Genomic DNA, 18,900 nt, shown 5'->3' with positions numbered 1-18,900 from the left:
CAAATCGTAATCTACGCTGGATGGTAAGCGGAGCAGGTGCGCTCAAATTGCACTCCGGGATACCAACTACACCAGGCTAAAATCTGCCTCTGGGCCGAGAAGAATGTGACTGCTTGGGCTGGTGTTGAACCCAATTGAGTTGATAGGTTGAGGACGAAATTACGCCAAGCTCATCGGATTCAATCCTGCATAGCACTCGACCTTAGCCATGTCTCAGCCATCTCAGCCCCTAGAAGACTTTAGCAACGAAACCATTCCTTACAACACCTTGAGTCCGGCCGCACAGCGGCAGCGACTGGGCGAACTGGCGGGCGTGTTTCTGAAACTGGGGGCGATCGCCTTTGGTGGGCCCGCCGCCCACATCGCCATGATGGACGACGAAATCGTTACCCGCCGCCGCTGGCTCAGCCGTGAGAAGCTGCTCGATTTTCTGGGCATCACCCAACCTGATTCCTGGCCCAAACTCGACGGAACTAGCTAGCGATTTACCTGGGGTATGACCGGGCGGGCTGGCGCGGGCTGGTTTTGGCGGGCACCTGCTTTTATCTTACCTGCCATGCTGATCGTCTGGGCGCTGGCGGCGGTCTACATCCGTTACCAGGCGATTCCCCAGGTGGAATGGCTGCTCTACGGTGTGAAGGCGGTGGTCATCGCCATCATCGTGCAAGCGCTGTGGAAACTGGGGAAAAAGGCGCTGAAGGACTGGCCCACCTGGATAGTGGCGATCGCCGTCATCGCGCTCTTTGCCACCGGGCTAAACGAAATCGCGCTGCTGCTGCTAGGCGGAGTCGCCGTCATGCTGATCAAAAACCTGGGTCAACGCGAACCCGGTTCGCCGCTGCTGCTGTTTCCCCTATCGCTACTAGCCCAAACCAGTGCGGCTCCGGCAGCCTCGCCCGCCAATTCCCCCACCTGGGGCAGCGTGTTTCTGCTGTTTTTGAAAATTGGGGCGGTGCTGTATGGCAGCGGCTACGTGCTGCTGGCGTTTTTGGAGCGCGAGTTTGTGCAGCGCACGGGCTGGCTCACGTCGCAGCAGATTCTCGATGCGGTGGCTGTGGGGCAAGTCACGCCGGGGCCGGTGTTCACCACGGCGACTTTTGTTGGCTATCTGCTGGCGGGCAATGGCGGGGCGATCGCCGCCACTATTGCCATCTTTTTGCCCGCCTTTGCTCTGGTGCTAATCATCAACCCGTTTTTGCCCAAGCTACGCCAGTCATGCTGGGTCAGCGGCTTTCTGGATGGGGTCAACGCGGCTTCCCTCGGACTCATGGCCGTCGTCACCTGGACGCTGGCCCGCGCCGCCGTGGTGGACTGGGTGACGGGGATTCTGGCGGTTGTGTCGCTGATTGCCGTGTTTCGATTCAAGATCAACTCGGCGTGGCTGGTGCTAGGCGGGGCGATCGCCGGTCTGCTGGCTAAGGGCTTGACCTGATGCCCGATCATGTTGATTTTGGATTTTGGATTGGCGATTTTAGATTGCCAGTCAAGCGCCTGCGGGACTTCCAGTAATCCTATTCGTAGCGCCACTCAGAAGCATTGAGACTCAAGTAAGATATTCCAAACAAAATGAATCGTTGTGCAGATTCACCACACAACGATTCATCTGGAATGGAACTCTAGCCGAATCGAATCTCGCTTTGGTTGACTACACCATTACGGCGTTTCCTTCCGCAAGTCCACGCGCCGGCGTCGCGACGCGAGTGCCCTGCGGACTGACGCGCACGCTCAGGTCATAGCGCCCTGCGTCCCCTGCGCCGTAGCTACCCGCAAACACCACATAGGTTCCCGCCGGAAGGTTGGCGCGAATGGCGGCATCCCGTGCGTTGGGGTTAATGTTGGCATCGTCGTTTTCCGCGACTGGCTCCAGCGCCGTCTGATCATTGAAGCGCGACACGTCTCGTCTCAGGGCGAGAAACGAGTCGAATGCGCTGCGGATCTGAATCGACACCTGGGCCGGAGCGGGAAGCTGGAAGGAGAAGGTCTCGAAGCGCCGCCCGTTGTCAGACAGGCGATCGCCCCCGTCAATAATCCCTTCCGCCCTGGCGACAATGCCATGCGAATCTTGCCCAAAGGACAACGGCGTAGCATTAGTGACCCGCGACAGCGGCGCAGTGGTGGCTAGATGCCCAGTGTGGGCGCTTGCCAGCAGATGCCGCACGCGATCGCTGCTGATGGCGCTGCTGAGGCCGCGATTGCCGCCCCGCGCAAAAGACAGCGCCACGACTCCCATCACATTGCCGTCTTGATCCAGCAGCGGCCCACCCGAATTACCGGGATTAATCTGGGCATCGGTCAGCACTTCATCGGGGTTGATCTTGCTCACCACGCCGCTGGTCAGCGCATTGCGAAACCGCTCCTGCCCAAAGGGCGTGCCAATGACATAGGCGGGATCACCCGGCTGCACCGAGCGAGTATCCGCCAGCCTCAGCGGTTGCCCCGTAAAGGTCGATTCGCGCCCGTTGAGCCGATCCAGGTTGGGATAGCGAGACGGTTCCAGGGTCAGCAGCGCCAGGTCAGTGCCACTGGGATCAAAGCCCACCAGACGAGCGCGACGGTCGCTGTTGTCTGCCAGGGTGACACGAGAAACTTGCCCTTGCTGGAGATTTTCCACCACATGGGCATTGGTCACGATCAGGGTGTTGGGGTTCCCGCCAGGGCCGCTGGCGGGTTCAACGAAAAAACCGCTGCCCGAAAAGCGATCGCGAATCGCCACCACGCTCTCGTTTGCTCTGGCATAGACGGGGGCGGCGGTGCGGCTGCCGCTGGGGGCGATCGCCACGCTAGCAGCATCCGTTGAAACAGAGAGCGTCGTGATCTCTGCGGGCGCTGCGGCCTCCAAAGTTCCCTCAAACCGATGGGTCGGGTTTAAGGTCTCGGCTTCTCGCTGCGGCTGAGTCAACTGCGAATCGGCGTTTTCTTCCCGCAGCCCAAAAGCATAGGGCCAACCGCCGTAGGCCAGCTCTGGATAGTAGTAGGGATAGTGATAATGCACCAGGCGGTAGGGATGATGCCGCAGCGCTCGGCGAGTGCGTCGGTCATAGCGGATTTCTAGCACTGGCAGTTGGCGCAGCAGGACGGGCACGGGGCGCTCCACAACTACGGGCACGGGGCGCTCCACAACTACGGGCACGGGGCGCTCCACAACTACGGGCACGGGGCGCTCCACAACTACGGGCACGGCACGTTCGACCACCACCGGGCGCGGGTAAGACACCACCACTGGCGGATAGTAGGGCCGATAGCCGTAGTAATAGCGATGACGACGGTGAGAAGTGCCCTCGGTCACGACTTCTGCCTCGACAGGGGCGATCGCCACGGGCGCTTGTGCGGGCGCAGCGGCAACTTGCACACCGGGCGTGGTTTCTATCGTCCGCGCAACGGGCACCGCGTCGGGACACACCAGCCGTCCATCTGAGCCACGCGCAATCCTTCCAGGTTGCCCGTTATAAAGCACCTGAGACAGATAGCGTCCTTCCTCGCGCTCCACCAGACGAAACAGGTTGGGATTTTCGCCCAGGCAGGAACGCACTGCCGCCTCATGGCGATCGCTCCTCGATTCGGCAACCGCGCTTGTCGCGTCTGGAACCCTCAGCGTCGAAGCATCGGCGGTCAACGTTGCGCCGGCCCGAAGGCTGGGATCAGTTGCCGGAGACACCACCACTGGCAGGGTTTCCAGGTGCATCGAGCCAGCCCGAAATTCTCGCGGATCGTTCAGCGGATCATCCTTCAGCAGCGGGATTGGTTCGCTGTAGGAAATGCGGGGCGTGGTCGGCTCGACAAAGGTGACTGGTACGGCCGGAGGCACAATCACCTCAGTCACTTCTGCCGGAGCGCTCACCTCGACGGGGGAAACGGGGGCTGGGGAGACCCGTTCGACGGTGGCATCTGCGACGTAGGACGGCGCAGACGAGCCTGTGACGGCTGGTGTCGGAGTAGCCGCAGATGCAGGAATCGTCGCGGACTGAGCCGTTTGTTTTTCCGCAATTCGCGGGGCGATCGCCCGCACGGGTGGTGCTGCTTCGGCGCTTGCTGCTATTGGAGAGTCCGACTCAGACACCGCTGCCACTGCGACCACCGGAGCCTCACGCTCAACCCGCTGCGCCACGGGACGCGCCGCCGGTTCTAAGACTGCTGCTGGAGTTTCTTCAGCCGACCCAACGGGCTGAGGAGTCGCAGATCGATTCACGGGGCTGGCGGCAATTCTCTCCGGAGCGGGCGCAGGCGGCGGCGTAACCTGTGAACTAGGAGCCGATGCAGCAACTTTTTCAGCCTTTTGCGCGGCCTTTTCGATTGGACGAGGGGCAGTGGAACGGGCTTGAGGAGCGGTCTGGATTGGTTCTGGTGGAGCGATCGCTGCTTTTGGCTGGGGCACAGCCGGAGCAGCGGTTTCCACGGGCGCAATCGGTTCTACAAAGTCCCCTTCCGAGAGGGGGCTGGCGTTGGCCTGGCGATTTGCGTCCAAAAAGCCAAGCATCGCCAGCGCAGAAAACGCGATGGGAGCTAAACGCATAGTTGTAATGGTTGTGAGATGTATAAACGGTCGTTTGTCTGTTCTTGAGGATTGAAAGACCGACTCTGACAAATGGTTCAGTCTGCTAAATGCCAGCCCAAGCTAGCGCAGGTCAGAAGGCAACCTGACCGAATCTGGTAATCCTTTGATCGAGACAGGGGAATCTGATGCGCTGGGTTTTCTTAACCTCGCATGGCAGCTCAGGTTAGAAATCGCAACTCTCTGCACAGCCTGGGGCACAGGCTATGCTGAAGGGCGATCGCCAACGGGCAAAACGTGGCTGTTTGCCGAAACCGCAAGTGTGAGCAAATGCAAAACGGCAATTTTCAGACACGAAATCGCTGCTGGAAACGCTTTAAGCCAGCGGGGGCTAAGATTGCTGGAGCGTTATCAAAACTAAAGCTTTGATTGGAGATGTGACAGATTTTAGTAGTCCTCGGCAAAAAGCTTGCTTTTCGCTCATCAGAGTCGCTGTGAATCCAGTTATGCAGCCCTGGCTTGGTCAGACAAGGAAAACCCTGAGTTAACCTGTCTGTTACTCCCTTAGACAACCTGGATTCTGAAAATCCGCTTAAGAAGATAAAAGCTTATAAATTCTTCACACAAATAAAGCCCCGACGATAATTCTGAAGAGATTGTTCCCCAAGCTTGCCCAGACTCCAGCTTCGATTTCTAGGGCGTGTCATCAATTAAGCCAAATAAGGGCAGCCGCCATGTAAATTGCACTCAGAAACGTCTCGGCTAACTTGTCATAGCGTGTCGCAATCGCTCGATACTGCTTGAGTTTGGCAAAGAAGTTCTCAATCAGATGCCGCGCTTTGTATAGCTCCTTGTCGTAATCACGCGGTGTCTTGCGGTTTCGCTTGGGCGGAATCACAGCCGTCTTGCCCTGTTGTTGGAGTCGCTCAATCACCCGTTGGTCTGCGTCATATCCTTTGTCAGCCAGGACTGTATCAGCTTGAATATTCTCTAGCAGCACATCAGCCCCATCAAGGTCACAGGTCTGCCCGGGTGTGAGGTGAAAGCCTGTCGGATTGCCCAGTGCATCGACAGTCGCATGAATCTTGGTGCTCAATCCCCCTTTACTACGACCAATGGCTTGGGCATTGGCATCCCCCCTTTGCCCCGCACTATGCTGATGAGCACGCACAATCGTGGTGTCGATCATGGCGTATTCGTTGTCTGCATCTTCAGACAGCACCTGAAACACCCGTTGCCATACGCCCGTCTTTGCCCAGCGCCGAAAGCGGGTGTGAACCTTGCGAAAATGACCAAACCGCTCTGGCAAGTCTCGCCAGGGAATGCCGGCTCGATATCGATATAGCACTGCCTCGACAAACAGACGATTATCCTTTGCTGTGACTCCTACCGCCCCGCTCGTCCAGGAGCAAATCTTGGAGCCGTTCCCATTGGTCATCGCGCAGGGCGTAGCGTCGGGTTGTCATAATCGTCAGATAGCTGAATCACTGCTGATTACAGCTTATCTAATTGATGACACTCCCTAGGTTGATCGATCGCTTTGCGGGCTAAGGTTTGAGCGGAGAATCCTGGCAAAGTGGGAAGTTTACGCCTCTTGAATGTGCTATTTCAAAAGCGGATGTGATGTTACTTTTCGCGCAGGCGTTCGGGGACGGGCGTGTTGGAGAGTCCGGCGATCGCCCGCAGGTTTTGGCAACGTAGCAGTTCGGTAAAATCCAGCGAAAAGCGACTTTCGATCTGCGCCACCGCCTCGATCGCGCTCAGCAGACTGCGGGCAGCCTCTTGTTCGGTATAGCCCCGCTGTCGGGCAAAATTAATGGCTCGCTCGTCTGCTTCTAGCTCGATTTGTGAGCTGCGGCTATTTTTCCAGATGCGATAGCCCGAAAAGGCCGTCAGCCCCGCCGCGGCCACGGTTCCCATTGCATCGCCCTGTGCCAGTTCCACGACCGTTCCCAGCGTGCCCGCAGCCAGGAGCAACTGCGGCCAACCGGGCTGAAACCACCGCGTCGCGTTCACCCATGCCACGGTTCGCAGCAGCAGCAAATCGCGCTGAGAACGACTCAATTCTTCCCACAGGTCAAAGTTCAGGTAAATTGGGCGGCTTTGCTGCCAGGGCAGGGGCAGGTTTGCTGTAATTACCTCCGCCTGTGCTGGGCGGTCGATTAGCTTTACATACATCCGCCCAGAGGCAGGCATGATTTCAACCAGGCGGCTAATTTCGTCATCGGGGTTCATGGAAACCGTGCCTTTCGCAAGCGATGCAAATCTCTGGCATCCAGCCTATCAGGTTTGCGGTTGCCGCGCTGATGCCACCCGGATCACACCAGATGAAGACGGCTAGAGCGCCCCAAAATCGCCAATCCAAAATCCAAAATTCAACAGTCCTGATATAGTATAAATGCTCTAAACACTTGTACTGAAACGCATGGGGCGATCGCCATGATTCGACTGCTGCACCTGTCGGATATTCATCTCGGCAGTGGACTGTTGCACGGGCGCGTGAACCCAGAGACGGGCGCAAATACGCGGCTGGAGGACTTTGGGCGATCGCTGGAGCGGTGTATCGATCGGGCGATCGCCGAATCCGTTGACCTGGTGCTGTTTGGGGGCGATGCCTTTCCCGATGCCACGCCGCCGCCCAAGGTGCAGGAAGTCTTTGCCCAGCAGTTTCGCCGTTTGGTAGACGCGCAGATTCCCACCGTCCTGCTGGTGGGCAACCACGACCAGCACACGCAGGGACAGGGCGGCGCGAGTTTGTGCATTTATCGGACGCTGGGCGTACCAGGGTTTGTCGTGGGCGATCGCCTGGAAACGCACCGCATTGCCACCCGCAGCGGAGAGGTTCAGGTCATCACGCTGCCCTGGCTAACCCGCTCTACCCTGCTTAGCCGCCCCGACACCGAAGGGCGATCGCTGGCAGATGTAGATCACTTGCTCCTGGAACGGCTGCGAGTGGCGCTGGAGGGCGAGATTCGGCGGCTCGACCCAGATTTGCCCACCATCCTGCTGGCGCACCTGATGACCGACACCGCCCGCTTTGGCGCAGAGCGCTTTCTCGCCGCCAGCAAGGGGTTCACCGTGCCGATGGCGCTGCTGGCGCGTCCCTGCTTTGACTACGTGGCGCTGGGTCACGTTCATCGCCACCAGATTCTCTGCGACCAGCCGCCCGTGGTCTATCCAGGCAGCATCGAGCGGGTAGACTTTAGCGAAGAAGCCGAAGACAAGGGCTATGTGCTGGTGTCCCTAGAGCGCGGCAAAGCAGTGGTGGAATTTTGCCCGCTGCCCGTGCGCCCCTTTCAGACCCTCAGCGTGGATCTGACGGATGCAGCAGACCCACAAGCAACGCTCCTAAGCCATCTCCAGCAAACCCTGATGGCCGACGCGGTGGTGCGCCTAGTCTATAAAATCCTGCCAGAGCAATCTGAGGAAATCGATCAGGCCGCTCTGCACGAAGTTCTGAAATCCGCCCATACCTACAGCATCTATCCCGAAGTGCAGAGCCAGCTTGCCCGACCACGCCTGCCAGAGTTAGGTGCAGGCAACGAGCTAGACCCGATTGAAGCCCTGAAAACCTACCTGGAGCATCACCCCCACCTGAGCGTAGGGCTGATTCTCTAGATAAAAGAAATCAGAGTCGGCAAATCATGCTGGAACAAGCGAATGGCTTTTGTAATGGAGGAATAGCCAGCTTTACGAAACAAAGAAATTGCCCAGGAGCGCAACAGTGCCATCAGCGTTGCAGGGTTAGCAGCGCGAATCCAGGAAGCATCTTCACCCTGCACGACATCTTTAACCCAATGTAATTTGTTTTCTGTTGTGCCCCGATGGGCTTGAATCATCCCACTCAGCTGTTGAGCGTCTATGACTTGAGAGATGATAAACCAGGACTGTCGCTTAAAAGGCTGTCGCTGACGGACTCCCGAACGCTCAACGCAGACAAATGCCGCTAACGCTTGCCAATCTTGGGATAGCTCTGGGGGAGCAGCAAAGACTCGAACCCGACGAGTCACAACCCGACCATGAGAGGTATCGAGGAACTCGTGAGAACTCAGAGGAACTTGAGTTTGAGCGCACTGCTGTGCCTGCTCCAGCAACTTGCGTTGATTGGCTTTGAGTCCAATGCAGTAATGATTGCCAACGTCGATAATCTCACAAACCGTTTTTTTGGGTGTGCAACGCATCCAAGGTCACCCACACGCCTTTGACATCAAGCTGTTGCAGCAAGTGTCTAACGCTTACAATCTCACTGCTTTCGCCATTATGGAAGCTCACTTGCCCAATCACCACATCCCACCGTTGCACACAGGCACTCACGACGGTGACAAAATCTTGCTGCTCGCCATAGCAGTCCTTCAGGGTACTAGCTAACGCTTTGCCATCCAGCGATATCACCTCCCCTGGTTCTGTCGGCAATGCTTGGTTCGCCCATCGCATGAATATTTCAGTAACCTTGAGGGCATCCACATGCAGAGTCATATCCCGCAAGGTGGAGTAACTGGGGAGTTTCGCTTTCGCTAAGTCGAATAATTCAGCGACCTCCTGCTGGTGACGCTTCATGAAGTCTTCTAGCCCTCTGAGGCTGCTATACCCGCTCATGACACCCAACAAGGTCATCAACAGCATCAACCACAGGGGATATTGGACTTTCCGTCCCCGCCGCCAATCTGGAATCGTTTCTAATTGTTCAATTAATGCCTCTACTCCCATCTCTTCGCCTTGATCTCATCTCTTCCAATCTGTATTCTTCCGGGTAGAGAATCAACCCTACCACCTGAGCGGGCTGGCGGACGACATGCTGGCTGCTGCGAAAAACTTGCTGGCAGGGGATTGTCCTGAGGATCTTGCGCTCAGTGACGCGCTGCCAGAAATCGATTCAACCGATGCCACGGCCGCTGCCTTGGAAGAGACTGCAAACACCCAGTTGCGCCTGCTCTGACCAAAATTAGAAAATAAGGACAAAGCAAAGAAGCATGGAATCCTGTCCCACGCTTCTCCAATGACTAGGTTTATTGTCAGCCTGCTGCGACTATCGCATCTGATACCAGTAATAAGTCGCCATTGGAATTACCGTCGCTGCAAAGAGTAGCCCAATCACCCATACGGTGGCATTGCTTTCAGCCGTCTCTTCAGGCGTGGCAAAAGTGCCCTCGCTTTGATCGACTTCGACCACGACGGGCGGACCGGGGTCAGGATTGCCCGCCAGCACTTCCGACAGGCGCGTGGTCACGTCGAGAAATGCCTGGTTGTAGCGATCGCCCTGACGTAGAGGCACAGCCAGCGTTTCATCCACAACGCTGGTGGCAATGTCATCGCTCAGCAGTTCCTTTGCAGCTTCGCCCACGCGAATGGCGGCGTTATTCGTCACCGTATCCAGCACCAGCAGCACTTCATGCGCTTGATCTGCGGGTTCGGGAAACCACTGCTCAAACAACTGGTCAGTAAAGCTTTGGACGGTTTCGCCATAGTCCAATCGATGAATCGTCACCAAGCGCACGTCGTTGCCCGTCTTCTTGGATAAGCTGCTCAGCTTGCCGTTGATGTTGCTTTCATTCAGACGGCTCAGCACGTCGCCCTCGTCCACCACCCACTCTGTCGGGCTGACGGCGGGCATCTCGTATACGCCAGTTGCTAGGGCAGGGGCCGCGCCGCCCAGCCACAGCAAGACTCCCAAGGCTAGGGCGATCGCACCCATCCGGCTATGGAGCGATCGCAACAGTTGACCCACTCGTTTCCGATCTGTTTGCTTAAAGAAATGTGTCATTTCTGAAAATTCCCAACCCTCATTACAAAAATACACCAGGTTGGAGGGCGCGGGGAGAGATGGAGTGGTAAGCAAGTCTGGAAAAAGTTTAGTGGGTTTAATGGACTGGCTGGATGCGGTAAGCACAGCGGCGATCGCCCTGCATCAGATGCTCCACCCGTTCGACCACCACGCCCGCTCCCAAAACAGAACGAAAAACCTCCAGCTCAGCGGTGCAAAGCCCCGGACAGGTCTGGGCGGCGGCGCAGATGGGGCAGTGGTTTTCCACCAGCAATAGCCCGTCGGGTTGTTCCAAAACCTCGGCCATGTATCCTTCCTGGCTGCGGAAGTGGGCGATCGCCCTCACCTGCGCCTGCCAGGACTCCACCCCAGCCAGTTGCGCCCGATAGGTCTGAACCTGGCGGCGGCTGCGTTCCAAAATCACTCGCTCTAGCCCTTCCGCCCCAAACACCGTCTCCACCCCCCGCAACACGTCCAGCATCAGGTCAGCGTGGCTATCAGGGAATCGGCTGACGGAATGCTCAGTCAACTGCCACAGCTTCACCGGGCGACCCGTGGGGCGGCGCTCCTGGCGATAGGTCACCCACTGCTCTGCCTTCAGCGTTTGGAGATGCTGCCGCACTGCCATCGGCGAAATCGCAAGCTGCTCTGCCAAGGCCGCCGCCGTCTGTGCCCCCCGCATTTTCAGCAGGTGCAAGATTTGATCTTTGGCTCTGGGCTTGGTGTCCTCCATTCAGGCAGGGGTTGATTTTGGATTTTGGATTTTGGATTTTGGATTTTGGATTGCCCCTAATGCTGGGTGAGTGCGACAGGCCAAGGCAAACCCCATACTTCAGTGTGCCGTGTGCGGAGGGCGCTTGTCCTCAATTTTGGGAATTTTTGGGCTGGCGACGGTTGTTACGGCGTTTTTACCCAGGCGCAATTGCTAAAAGCCTTGACCGTCCTCAAAACTGATAGGGCTGGTCAGCGAGCCACATTCGGGTCAGCACGGCTTCGCCATTGGCTCCGACTTTGGCTTCCATGACAAAGTTGGGCGATTGTGGATTGGCCTGTTGCAGTTCGGCGATGCGGTTGTTGATGTCGAGTCGCTTGGCTTCGGGCATGTAGTATCGCTCTAGCCCATAGTTCACCCAGCCGTTGCGATAGATGCCCTTCAGTGCAACCTGATTGGTGGGCAGGTTGCGGGGGCGATCGCCCGACACGGCGACGGGTTTCCAGGCTTTGGGCGGCTGGCTGTTTGCAGTGTCCGAGGCAGGCGCTTCCAGAATGACGTAGATTGTCCGAGCGGCAAAGTGCGATCGCCGCTGCTGCGCTTCTGCTTCAAATGCCTTCCAGCCCGGCAGTTTCTCCAGTTCACCCGGCTGGGAAATGTCGTAGCCCAGCGTCACATAATAGCCGCGCAGGGGATGATAGGGGTCAACAGGGCCCGTCTGCAAAATTATGGTCTGTCCCGTTGCCTGGGTATAGGTGGCTTGCAGGGGAATCACCAAAATCAGCGCTGCCTGAATCGCCAGGGGCAGCCAGAAGCGCCAGCGGGCAGACGGGGCAGGCGCGAGGGGCGACGGGGGAGTAGGCGGGAGGGGATGCTGCGGAGTGGGTGCGCTCGGGGGAGCGGGGACGAGGGGGTGACGGTTGGAGGGACGAGATTCGGAATTCATAGGACGCTCGACAAGGAAAAACTAGAGAACATCGAAATCAGGCGGCGAAATCAGGCAACGAAATCAAGCAACTGCTGCACGAATCCTGCCCTGGCTGGATTTGAAGCAAGAGGCACACCTAAACCTCGCTAAACCGTTTCTTCCTGAGAGGCGGGGGTGAGCGTAGCGGCGGGGGCGAGGGTGCGGACGTGGCGCTCGAACCAGAGTCCGACAAATAGCACAGCCAGCCCGCAGAGGACGAAGACGGCAGACTTCAGCAGCAGCCCGGTTTCGTATTCCAACATGCGGCTGATGATTTGCAGCACCAGCATTACCATGCCGTACCAAAACAGGCTGCGATTGCCCTGGGCGAGTCCCTGCCGGATAAACGCTGCCGACAGGAGGAACAGCAGCACGTTAAATAAGTAAGTGGCAATTGCCTGAATGGGCGAAATGCCCCAGTGCCAGAGCGGAATCAGCCCCACCGTCAGCAAGAAAACCAGCATAATTGCATCGTGTTGTGACAGTCCCCAGCGTTGCCCCCGGTGGCGCGGATACGCCAGATAAAACCAGCCAATCAGCATCAGCGCTGTGTAAACAAACAGGTTGGGATTGAGCAGCAGGTCGCCGCTGTGGCTGAACAAAGCCCGAACCTGTTGTGCAAAGCTGGGCTGTTCAGACATTGGTGTCCAGATGCTGCGAAACGAGAACCAGTAGCAAGTTGCCGTCAGGAAAATCAGCGCGATCGCTTGGGCAACCGGACGAAATGGGCGGGTCAGCGGTAGTGGCGCGTTTCTCAGCCGCCACCAAAGCGCGTCGTCATAGCTCCACAGCAGGGCTGGGGGCAGCGTGCAGGCGATCGCCACCAAAAAGCCAGGAGCAGCAGGACCACTAAACTGGTTCCCCACATCGCTCAGGGTGACGAGCAGCGCCGAAACAGTGGCGATCGCCCCCAGCGCAAAAATCACCTTCGAGCGACACTGATAAGCCAGCAGCGTAAACAGTCCCCCCGCCACCAGCGGCATCAGGCTCATCAGGCCATTTAAGCCCCCCAGGGCCTGCATTTGGGTGGCTTCCCACATCCCCGACCAATAGCCCACGCCCATCAGCAAAATGGATAGCAGCGCGAGCGATCGCAGCCGCAGCCCAAACGCCATCGCCAGCACGCCCAATCCCCACACCAGGCACAGTTCATAAAACGCGCCGCTGCGGTGAAATAGCTGCCCCGCCAGCGCCAGGTTTGCCCCCAGCACCAGCGCCCCCAGCAGCAGCAGCCCGTGCCCCAAGCGGTGCTGCCAGCGCTCTCGCCCGTTGGGTTTGGGTCGCCGCCACAGGTAAAAGCCCGCTGCATTGGCCGCCAAAAACAGGCTGAACAGCAGCGCCATCTTGCCCATGCGGGGAATTGCCTGCCAGTTTGCCGCGACGAAGGTAATCACCCCCAGCCCCAGCAAAATGCAGCCCAGCCCTAGCAAAATGACCACGAAGCGATCGCGTGCGCCCGTCTCCAGCGCCTCAAAGTCATACTGTGCGGCCAGTTGCTCATACTGGCCCGGCTCAATCAGCCCGTCAATCCGCCACTGCTCGGCTTCGCGCCGGAGTTGCCGCCGAAATTGTTCGCTTGCCATAGGAATTATCCTGCTGTGGGTTGATGCAACGTTTGCATTCATACCATCGGTGTCGCATAAATCCCCCGGAAAGGTCTAGACCGCTATGCCAGAACCTAAAGCGTACTGAAAGAGATCGCCATTTTCTAATTAGCGCAACCTGATCGGTAATCAGCGCAAACTGATCCGCAGAAATTAATCCGCAGAAATTAATCCTCACAAATAATCCGCACAAATAATCCGCACAAATCCGTAGCCCACTTCACCCAACCGCAGGTTGCAATCTGGCTAGATTAAGACCACAGTAAGTAAAGAATTTTTAATTAACTGGGCGATCGCCCCACTGGGTAAATCTAAGTGGGCAAATCTAAGGAGGATTTTGAATGACGCTGACCGCACCGCGCACCATCGATTGGGATGCCATTGCCGCAGAACTCGCGGGGATAGAGGTGATTCGCGATGCCGCGCAAGTCGCCAAGCTGTCAAAGGACTACTACACCTACAGTCCAATCCTGCGGCCGCTGCTAGACGACAAAGTGGCGGATCTGGTGGTGCGACCCGTCAGCGAAGCAGAGGTGTTGCAAGTGGCACAGGTCTGCGTTCGGCATCGCATTCCGCTGACCGTGCGCGGCGCTGGCACAGGCAACTATGGTCAATGTGTGCCACTGGAAGGCGGTGTCATTCTGGATCTGACCCGGATGCAGGCCGTGAAATGGGTCAAGCCAGGGCTAGCCTGCGTGGAGCCGGGCGCAAAGCTGGTCAATATCGACAAGCAAACGCGAGAACTGGGCTGGGAGATTCGTATGGCTCCCTCCACTTACCGCACAGCGACGATTGGCGGCTTTATTGGCGGCGGCAGCGGCGGCATTGGCTCGGTTACCTATGGACAATTGCGCGATCGCGGCAATCTCCACGCCGTGCGCGTCGTCACGATGGAAGACACGCCCCGCATCATCGAACTGCGGGGGGATGAGGTGCAAAAGGTGAACCATGCCTACGGCACCAACGGCATTATCACCGAACTCGAAATTCCTCTAGCGCCCGCCTATCCCTGGGCCGAGCTAATCATTACCTTTGACGACTTTATGACCGCTGCTCGCTTTGGTCAGGCGCTCAGCGACTCCGACGGCATCACCAAAAAGCTCGTCACCGTCTTTGCCCATCCAGTCCCGACCTATTTCGCAGCGCTTCGTAACAGCATTCCCGACGGCAAACACTGCGCCTTTGTGATGGTGGCAGAACCCAGCCTGGAGCCGTTTGCCGATTTGGTGAAAGAGTTTGGCGGCGCAGTTTGCTATCAGAAATCTGCCCAGGAAGCCAGCAAAGGCACGCTGCTGATGGAATTTACCTGGAACCACACCACGCTCCATGCCCGCAGCGTTGACCCAACTCTGACCTACTTGCAAACGCTGTTTCCGGATGACAAACAGCTCACGCTCGTTGAGCATATGTATCACCATTTTGGCGATGAGGTGATGATGCACCTGGAGTTTCTGCGGACGGGCGGCACGGCAGTTCCGGCAGCGCTCCAGTTGGTACGCTACTCTACCCCAGAGCGGCTGATGGAGATTATCAAATATCACGAGGATCAGGGCGCGTTTATTGCCAATCCTCACACCTACATTCTGGAAGATGGCGGACGCAAAAGTATCGATCCAGTGCAGCTTGCCTTTAAAGAGCAGATAGACCCCTATGGACTGCTGAATCCAGGTAAGATGCGGGCCTGGTTGGAGCGCGGGTCGCTGTGAGCGTCGTTCGGAGCATGATGTTTCTAGAACGCTATCGCTCACACTGGAGACTGCTGAGGGTCGAGACCGATTGTGTCGGTGCGGAGGTAGAACAATGGTCTTATGAGCAACTCGATCGGGATGCTGAAGATCAACCCCTGATCGAGCGACAGCTTGAAACAGCAAAAGTCACGTTTCAAATCGATCGCTACGATCGCCTCCCTAATCAAGATCTGTGCATTTGTATAGATGCGAAAAGTACACTGACGACGTGGCTTGGAATCAAGCCGTCTTATCGCTTTTTCAAGCGACAAGATGGATCAGTCTATTACTAGCCCTCACTAAAAGGGTTCTCCCAAGCCCAAACCCTTCCTTCATGGCAAAACGTCTCCCGGAGTCGCAGGATAGCCTGCTGACTCAGAAGACGTTAACCCAGCGTAAGGGCAGGAGAGAGCCGCTTAGCAAGCACCACTCTTGTTAAGCACAGCCTGGATCGTCTTAAGAATGAGCTGAATATCATAGCCCACAGACCACTTTTTCTGATAAGCCAGATCCATCTTGACGATTTCTTCAAAGTCTTTGACGGTAGAGCGCCCGTTTGCTTGCCATTCTCCCGTGATTCCGGGTTTTACGGCGAGACGCTGGAAGTGGTGGGGGGCTGTATTTCGACACTTCATCCTGGGTGGGGGGGACGAGTCCCTACCAGGCTCATCTGTCCCATCAGGACATTCCAAAACTGGGGCAGTTCGTCGAGGCTGGTTCGACGGAGAAACCGTCCGACGCGAGTGATTCTGGGGTCTTTTTCGTTCTTAAAAATGAGTCCTTGAGCTTCGTTTTTAACCAGGTGCTTGACCTTATCGGCATCGACGACCATTGAGCGGAACTTCCAGATGCGGAAAAACTGACCGTTGAGTCCGCAGCGGATTTGGCTGTAGAAGATGGGCCCGGGGTCATCTACCCAGATGGCGATCGCCACTGGAATTAGGATTGCCCCTGTAATCGCCAACCCTACCAGTGCGCCCAGAATGTCAATCAAGCGCTTTGCCTTACTGGTCACCGAGGGATGCACTTCCTTCAATTCGGCTCGTCGCTCAGCGATTTGCATCAGTCTTGAGGAGTAGTTCATGACGGAAGAAAGTTGGCCAGAGGTGACTATCACGATTTGCTTGCGCTCCTTCACGGCGAGTGGACTGGAAAAGGAGATTGACTTGAGAATTCATCAGTTCTGGTTAGCTCCTGATCCCTATGCTATGAAGTCGTCCCCAAGCCTGGATAGAACCGTATGACAAGGTTGCCCGAAGCTTTAATTTGTTTGAGACTTTTTTAAAGTTCTGGTAGGGAAGCAACGTATCAGGTTCTGCTCACAAAGATCGGAACGTTTTGACATAGGAAACAGTCCCCGAAATGCCGTTTGTTTCAGGGTTTGCTCAGTAAATACTGAACAGATGTGACTTTTTCTTGATACTCGAATAAACTCCTTAATACTGAGGAGAATATTCCTGTTCTCAGTGATTCGATCAGGACAACCGTGGATTTTCTGAAGCTATCTTCTGGGGCATTTTGTGGTCTTGAAATCGCAGATTAAATGAACAATTGCAAGAACAGCCCTAGTCAGCGCGATCGCCCAGTCAATACTGATTCGGGTCTGCCAGTCTCTATCAGGGAGATTTGATAAAGCGAGAGACTTGACTCGCTAACACTGACCCAGGCGGTTCAGGGAAAAAAGACCAGTCTGTCACCCTGTGGCTGTTTGTAGCGCTGCTCGTAGATCCTCGATCGGTACACCCTTGCGTGGATAAGTGATATCTGAACACGCTATCTCAGTATTCGTGAAACGATGTTGCTATCCGGAGAGTGGCTGATTTCTTACACTTTAAGTTCTCCATTGCTAGGTAGAAATTCTGAGAATTGTTCTTGTTGTTCCTAACCCTTGTTCTTCGACCGATGAGCTTTAGCCCAATCTGACAGTGGGGGCGATCGCCAAAGTGGATGGAGACTGACCGTTACATCGAGTGCTAGCAGCCTCAAGTACCGAAGTGACCTGTCAATCGTTCGTTTGCTGGCAATCTATCACCCAAATCTTGCTCCAAAAGTCTTTTAGGGCAGGCATCCCAGACAATGGGTAATGCTGGCAGAAAAGATCAACCAGGCTCCGAACTCCATCTGTCGCAAGAAAGTTTGTAAGATTGTTGGATGTCTGCTGTGTGAGTGAAAGATTGAGGGACAACATCCATGCGCCAAATCAACTTTGTCGTCATCTTTGTGATTTGTCTGGCCCTAGTGCTGTTTGGCATCGAAAATACTGAGCCTGCGGTCATTCATGTGGTGGAGGGGCTAGATCTTCAGGCTCCGCTGTCGATCGAGCTTTTGCTAGCAATGGGCATTGGCGCAGTCTTGGCCTGGGTCTTTAGCGTGTGGAATCAAATTCAAAATTTGCTGGAGTCCGGGCGCGAGTTGCGGCAGCGAGATGTGCGGATTCAGGAATTGGAACAGGACATCCAGCGCTATAAGGTGGAGTTGGAAGCACAGCAGCGCCTGCTGCCTGCTTCGCAGCCTGCCCCTCAAGACGTGGAAGTGACCGAGGTCTTCGCCAAGTAGGTGTCCTCGCTGGCGCAGGAATAGCTGCAGGGTCAATCGCATGGTCAACATTGCCAGTCTGTGGGTGCCGCTATTATTGCTGGGTCTGATTGGGTTGATGGCTGGTTATTTCGTCTACATTAGTACCCAATAGAGATTAGTCCTTAGGGAAACTGGGGCTGCCTGGCAAATGGCTCTTTCGCTAGCGCAAAATGCGATCGCCCTGCTGATCGACCTGTCTGAACGGGGCGAAATTGACCCGTGGGATGTCAAGGTTATCGACGTTATTGATCGATTTCTCAGCCAGCTTAAGCCCTTGCAAGCGGTAGAAGCGGGCCGTGCCCCCTATGAGGCTGACTTGTCCGAGTCGGGTCAGGCATTTCTCTATGCTTCTATGCTGGTGCTGCTCAAGGCCGATACGCTAGCCCGCGCCACTCAAGACGAAGCGCCATTAGAAGACGAGTTTCTAGAAAAATCTGACGGGACTGCGGGTGCGCCCTTGCCCCTCAGCCTAGAGCGGCGGTTGCGGCGGAGAGCGGTGGCCCGACCGATGCAGAGTCGCCAGGTGACGCTGCAAGAGCTCATTTCTCAGCTAGAGATGATGGCGGCGGCAGTGTCCGACCCCCGACCTCGACAGCGCGTTCGTCGTCCCCGTCCTCAGTCGCGCAGTCAGGCGGTGCGCGTCATTACCCAACTGGCTCACCAGGAAAACCTGTCTGAAATTGCCGCTGTGCTGGAGCAGTTTTTGCAAGAGCATTGGGACGCGGTGAGCCAGGGTGATGAGTGGATGGAGTTTGAGCAGTTGCTAGAACTGTGGGTGGCATCGGACGCAGCAGCAGAAACCCGACAAGAGGGCCACCATGCAACGCCTCAGGGCGATCGCGTGGGGGTGTTTTGGGCGCTCCTTTATCTCTCTGCCCAATCTAAGGTAGAACTGCTCCAGGAAGAGTTCTATCAGGATTTGCGAGTGCGGAGTCTGGCGGGATCTGAGACGGATTCCCTGGAAAACTCTGCTGTGTCCAACTTGCTGGATTAGATAGAGGGAGGCTAGGGTATGGAAGGGGTTTCGTCCCGTCGCGACTGAATCAATTTCTGAATTGGTCTA

The 18,900-nt window shown here is 56.4% G+C and carries 15 protein-coding genes and 2 pseudogenes; 7 read left to right on the top strand and 10 right to left on the bottom strand.

What is annotated here, in order from left to right; translation table 11 throughout:
• The first annotated feature begins 208 nt into the window (after positions 1–208).
• Positions 209–1,432 (top strand): annotated as a pseudogene (chrA, locus tag O77CONTIG1_RS04170) (chromate efflux transporter).
• 213 nt (positions 1,433–1,645) lie between these two features.
• Here the strand turns inward: chrA and O77CONTIG1_RS04165 are convergent.
• From O77CONTIG1_RS04165 to O77CONTIG1_RS04150, 3 genes are all read right to left on the bottom strand, one after another.
• Complete coding sequence (locus tag O77CONTIG1_RS04165) at positions 1,646–4,510, bottom strand: trypsin-like peptidase domain-containing protein (RefSeq protein WP_068508328.1); 2,865 nt, start codon at positions 4,508–4,510, stop codon at positions 1,646–1,648.
• A gap of 685 nt (positions 4,511–5,195) precedes the next feature.
• Positions 5,196–5,955, bottom strand: a protein-coding gene (locus O77CONTIG1_RS04155) for an IS5 family transposase (RefSeq protein WP_317134206.1) whose coding sequence is annotated in 2 segments (ribosomal slippage) — positions 5,196–5,886 and positions 5,885–5,955 — 762 coding nt in all. Because the reading frame shifts where the segments join, the coding sequence is not laid out codon by codon here.
• 160 nt (positions 5,956–6,115) lie between these two features.
• A complete protein-coding gene (locus tag O77CONTIG1_RS04150) occupies positions 6,116–6,724 on the bottom strand; it encodes a DUF3318 domain-containing protein (RefSeq protein WP_068508322.1) in 609 nt (202 codons plus the stop codon).
• 204 nt (positions 6,725–6,928) lie between these two features.
• On the opposite strand from O77CONTIG1_RS04150, the gene sbcD reads away from it, so the two are divergent.
• Positions 6,929–8,107, top strand: a complete 1,179-nt coding sequence (gene sbcD, locus O77CONTIG1_RS04145) for an exonuclease subunit SbcD (protein ID WP_084782155.1) — start codon at positions 6,929–6,931, stop codon at positions 8,105–8,107.
• Here the strand turns inward: sbcD and O77CONTIG1_RS25965 are convergent.
• Positions 8,104–9,196, bottom strand: a pseudogene (locus tag O77CONTIG1_RS25965) (ISAs1 family transposase). The gene sbcD and the pseudogene O77CONTIG1_RS25965 overlap by 4 nt on opposite strands.
• Positions 9,197–9,281: 85 nt before the next feature.
• On the opposite strand from O77CONTIG1_RS25965, the gene O77CONTIG1_RS24165 reads away from it, so the two are divergent.
• A complete protein-coding gene (locus O77CONTIG1_RS24165; RefSeq protein WP_156434922.1) occupies positions 9,282–9,425 on the top strand; it encodes a hypothetical protein in 144 nt (47 codons plus the stop codon).
• Positions 9,426–9,515: 90 nt separating this feature from the next.
• Here O77CONTIG1_RS24165 and psb32 read toward each other — a convergent pair whose 3' ends face one another.
• From psb32 to O77CONTIG1_RS04115, 4 genes are all read right to left on the bottom strand, one after another.
• Positions 9,516–10,214 (bottom strand): photosystem II repair protein Psb32, encoded by a 699-nt coding sequence (gene psb32, locus O77CONTIG1_RS04130; RefSeq protein WP_286132533.1) that lies wholly within the window; start codon positions 10,212–10,214, stop codon positions 9,516–9,518.
• Positions 10,215–10,347: 133 nt separating this feature from the next.
• Entirely contained in the window at positions 10,348–10,983 is a 636-nt protein-coding gene (locus O77CONTIG1_RS04125) for a helix-turn-helix transcriptional regulator (RefSeq protein ID WP_068508314.1), read from the bottom strand.
• A 211-nt stretch (positions 10,984–11,194) separates the two neighbouring features.
• The gene (locus O77CONTIG1_RS04120) at positions 11,195–11,908 is read right to left on the bottom strand and encodes a GDYXXLXY domain-containing protein (RefSeq protein WP_068508312.1); all 714 of its coding nucleotides are present in this window, start codon (positions 11,906–11,908) and stop codon (positions 11,195–11,197) included.
• Positions 11,909–12,036: 128 nt separating this feature from the next.
• Complete coding sequence (locus tag O77CONTIG1_RS04115) at positions 12,037–13,512, bottom strand: DUF2157 domain-containing protein (protein WP_068508310.1); 1,476 nt, start codon at positions 13,510–13,512, stop codon at positions 12,037–12,039.
• Between the two features lie 362 nt (positions 13,513–13,874).
• Here O77CONTIG1_RS04115 and O77CONTIG1_RS04110 point away from each other — a divergent pair, with 362 nt between their 5' ends.
• Both O77CONTIG1_RS04110 and O77CONTIG1_RS04105 read left to right on the top strand, forming a co-directional pair.
• A complete protein-coding gene (locus O77CONTIG1_RS04110) occupies positions 13,875–15,239 on the top strand; it encodes an FAD-binding oxidoreductase (protein ID WP_068508308.1) in 1,365 nt (454 codons plus the stop codon).
• The gene (locus O77CONTIG1_RS04105; protein WP_156434920.1) at positions 15,236–15,553 is read left to right on the top strand and encodes a hypothetical protein; all 318 of its coding nucleotides are present in this window, start codon (positions 15,236–15,238) and stop codon (positions 15,551–15,553) included. The genes O77CONTIG1_RS04110 and O77CONTIG1_RS04105 overlap by 4 nt, the downstream gene beginning before the upstream one ends.
• A gap of 123 nt (positions 15,554–15,676) precedes the next feature.
• Here the strand turns inward: O77CONTIG1_RS04105 and O77CONTIG1_RS27730 are convergent, their stop codons facing one another.
• Positions 15,677–15,895 (bottom strand): sugar transferase, encoded by a 219-nt coding sequence (locus O77CONTIG1_RS27730; protein ID WP_286132532.1) that lies wholly within the window; start codon positions 15,893–15,895, stop codon positions 15,677–15,679.
• Entirely contained in the window at positions 15,892–16,323 is a 432-nt protein-coding gene (locus O77CONTIG1_RS27725) for a sugar transferase (protein ID WP_286132531.1), read from the bottom strand. Before O77CONTIG1_RS27725 ends, O77CONTIG1_RS27730 begins: the two co-directional genes overlap by 4 nt.
• A 1,127-nt stretch (positions 16,324–17,450) precedes the next feature.
• Here O77CONTIG1_RS27725 and O77CONTIG1_RS04095 point away from each other — a divergent pair.
• Together O77CONTIG1_RS04095 and O77CONTIG1_RS04090 are read left to right on the top strand one after the other, a co-directional pair.
• A complete protein-coding gene (locus O77CONTIG1_RS04095) occupies positions 17,451–17,816 on the top strand; it encodes a lipopolysaccharide assembly protein LapA domain-containing protein (RefSeq protein WP_068508305.1) in 366 nt (121 codons plus the stop codon).
• 169 nt (positions 17,817–17,985) lie between these two features.
• Complete coding sequence (locus tag O77CONTIG1_RS04090) at positions 17,986–18,831, top strand: segregation/condensation protein A (RefSeq protein WP_068508302.1); 846 nt, start codon at positions 17,986–17,988, stop codon at positions 18,829–18,831.
• Positions 18,832–18,900: the final 69 nt, after the last annotated feature.

Source organism: Leptolyngbya sp. O-77, from assembly GCF_001548395.1.
Classification (GTDB): Bacteria; Cyanobacteriota; Cyanobacteriia; order Elainellales; family Elainellaceae; genus Thermoleptolyngbya.
This window is presented reverse-complemented; position numbering and strand designations above follow the sequence as displayed.

Excerpts from the sequence above, each read along its gene's own strand:
- O77CONTIG1_RS04090 (WP_068508302.1), top strand. The coding sequence starts at position 17,986 with ATGGCTCTTTCGCTAGCGCAAAATGCGATCGCCCTGCTGATCGACCTG.
- O77CONTIG1_RS04115 (WP_068508310.1), bottom strand. The coding sequence starts at position 13,512 with ATGGCAAGCGAACAATTTCGGCGGCAACTCCGGCGCGAAGCCGAGCAG.
- O77CONTIG1_RS04110 (WP_068508308.1), top strand. The coding sequence starts at position 13,875 with ATGACGCTGACCGCACCGCGCACCATCGATTGGGATGCCATTGCCGCA.
- O77CONTIG1_RS27730 (WP_286132532.1), bottom strand. The coding sequence starts at position 15,895 with ATGAAGTGTCGAAATACAGCCCCCCACCACTTCCAGCGTCTCGCCGTA.
- O77CONTIG1_RS27725 (WP_286132531.1), bottom strand. The coding sequence starts at position 16,323 with ATGCAAATCGCTGAGCGACGAGCCGAATTGAAGGAAGTGCATCCCTCG.
- O77CONTIG1_RS04120 (WP_068508312.1), bottom strand. The coding sequence starts at position 11,908 with ATGAATTCCGAATCTCGTCCCTCCAACCGTCACCCCCTCGTCCCCGCT.
- O77CONTIG1_RS04095 (WP_068508305.1), top strand. The coding sequence starts at position 17,451 with ATGCGCCAAATCAACTTTGTCGTCATCTTTGTGATTTGTCTGGCCCTA.
- sbcD (WP_084782155.1), top strand. The coding sequence starts at position 6,929 with ATGATTCGACTGCTGCACCTGTCGGATATTCATCTCGGCAGTGGACTG.
- O77CONTIG1_RS04150 (WP_068508322.1), bottom strand. The coding sequence starts at position 6,724 with ATGAACCCCGATGACGAAATTAGCCGCCTGGTTGAAATCATGCCTGCC.
- O77CONTIG1_RS04165 (WP_068508328.1), bottom strand. The coding sequence starts at position 4,510 with ATGCGTTTAGCTCCCATCGCGTTTTCTGCGCTGGCGATGCTTGGCTTT.
- O77CONTIG1_RS04125 (WP_068508314.1), bottom strand. The coding sequence starts at position 10,983 with ATGGAGGACACCAAGCCCAGAGCCAAAGATCAAATCTTGCACCTGCTG.
- O77CONTIG1_RS24165 (WP_156434922.1), top strand. The coding sequence starts at position 9,282 with ATGCTGGCTGCTGCGAAAAACTTGCTGGCAGGGGATTGTCCTGAGGAT.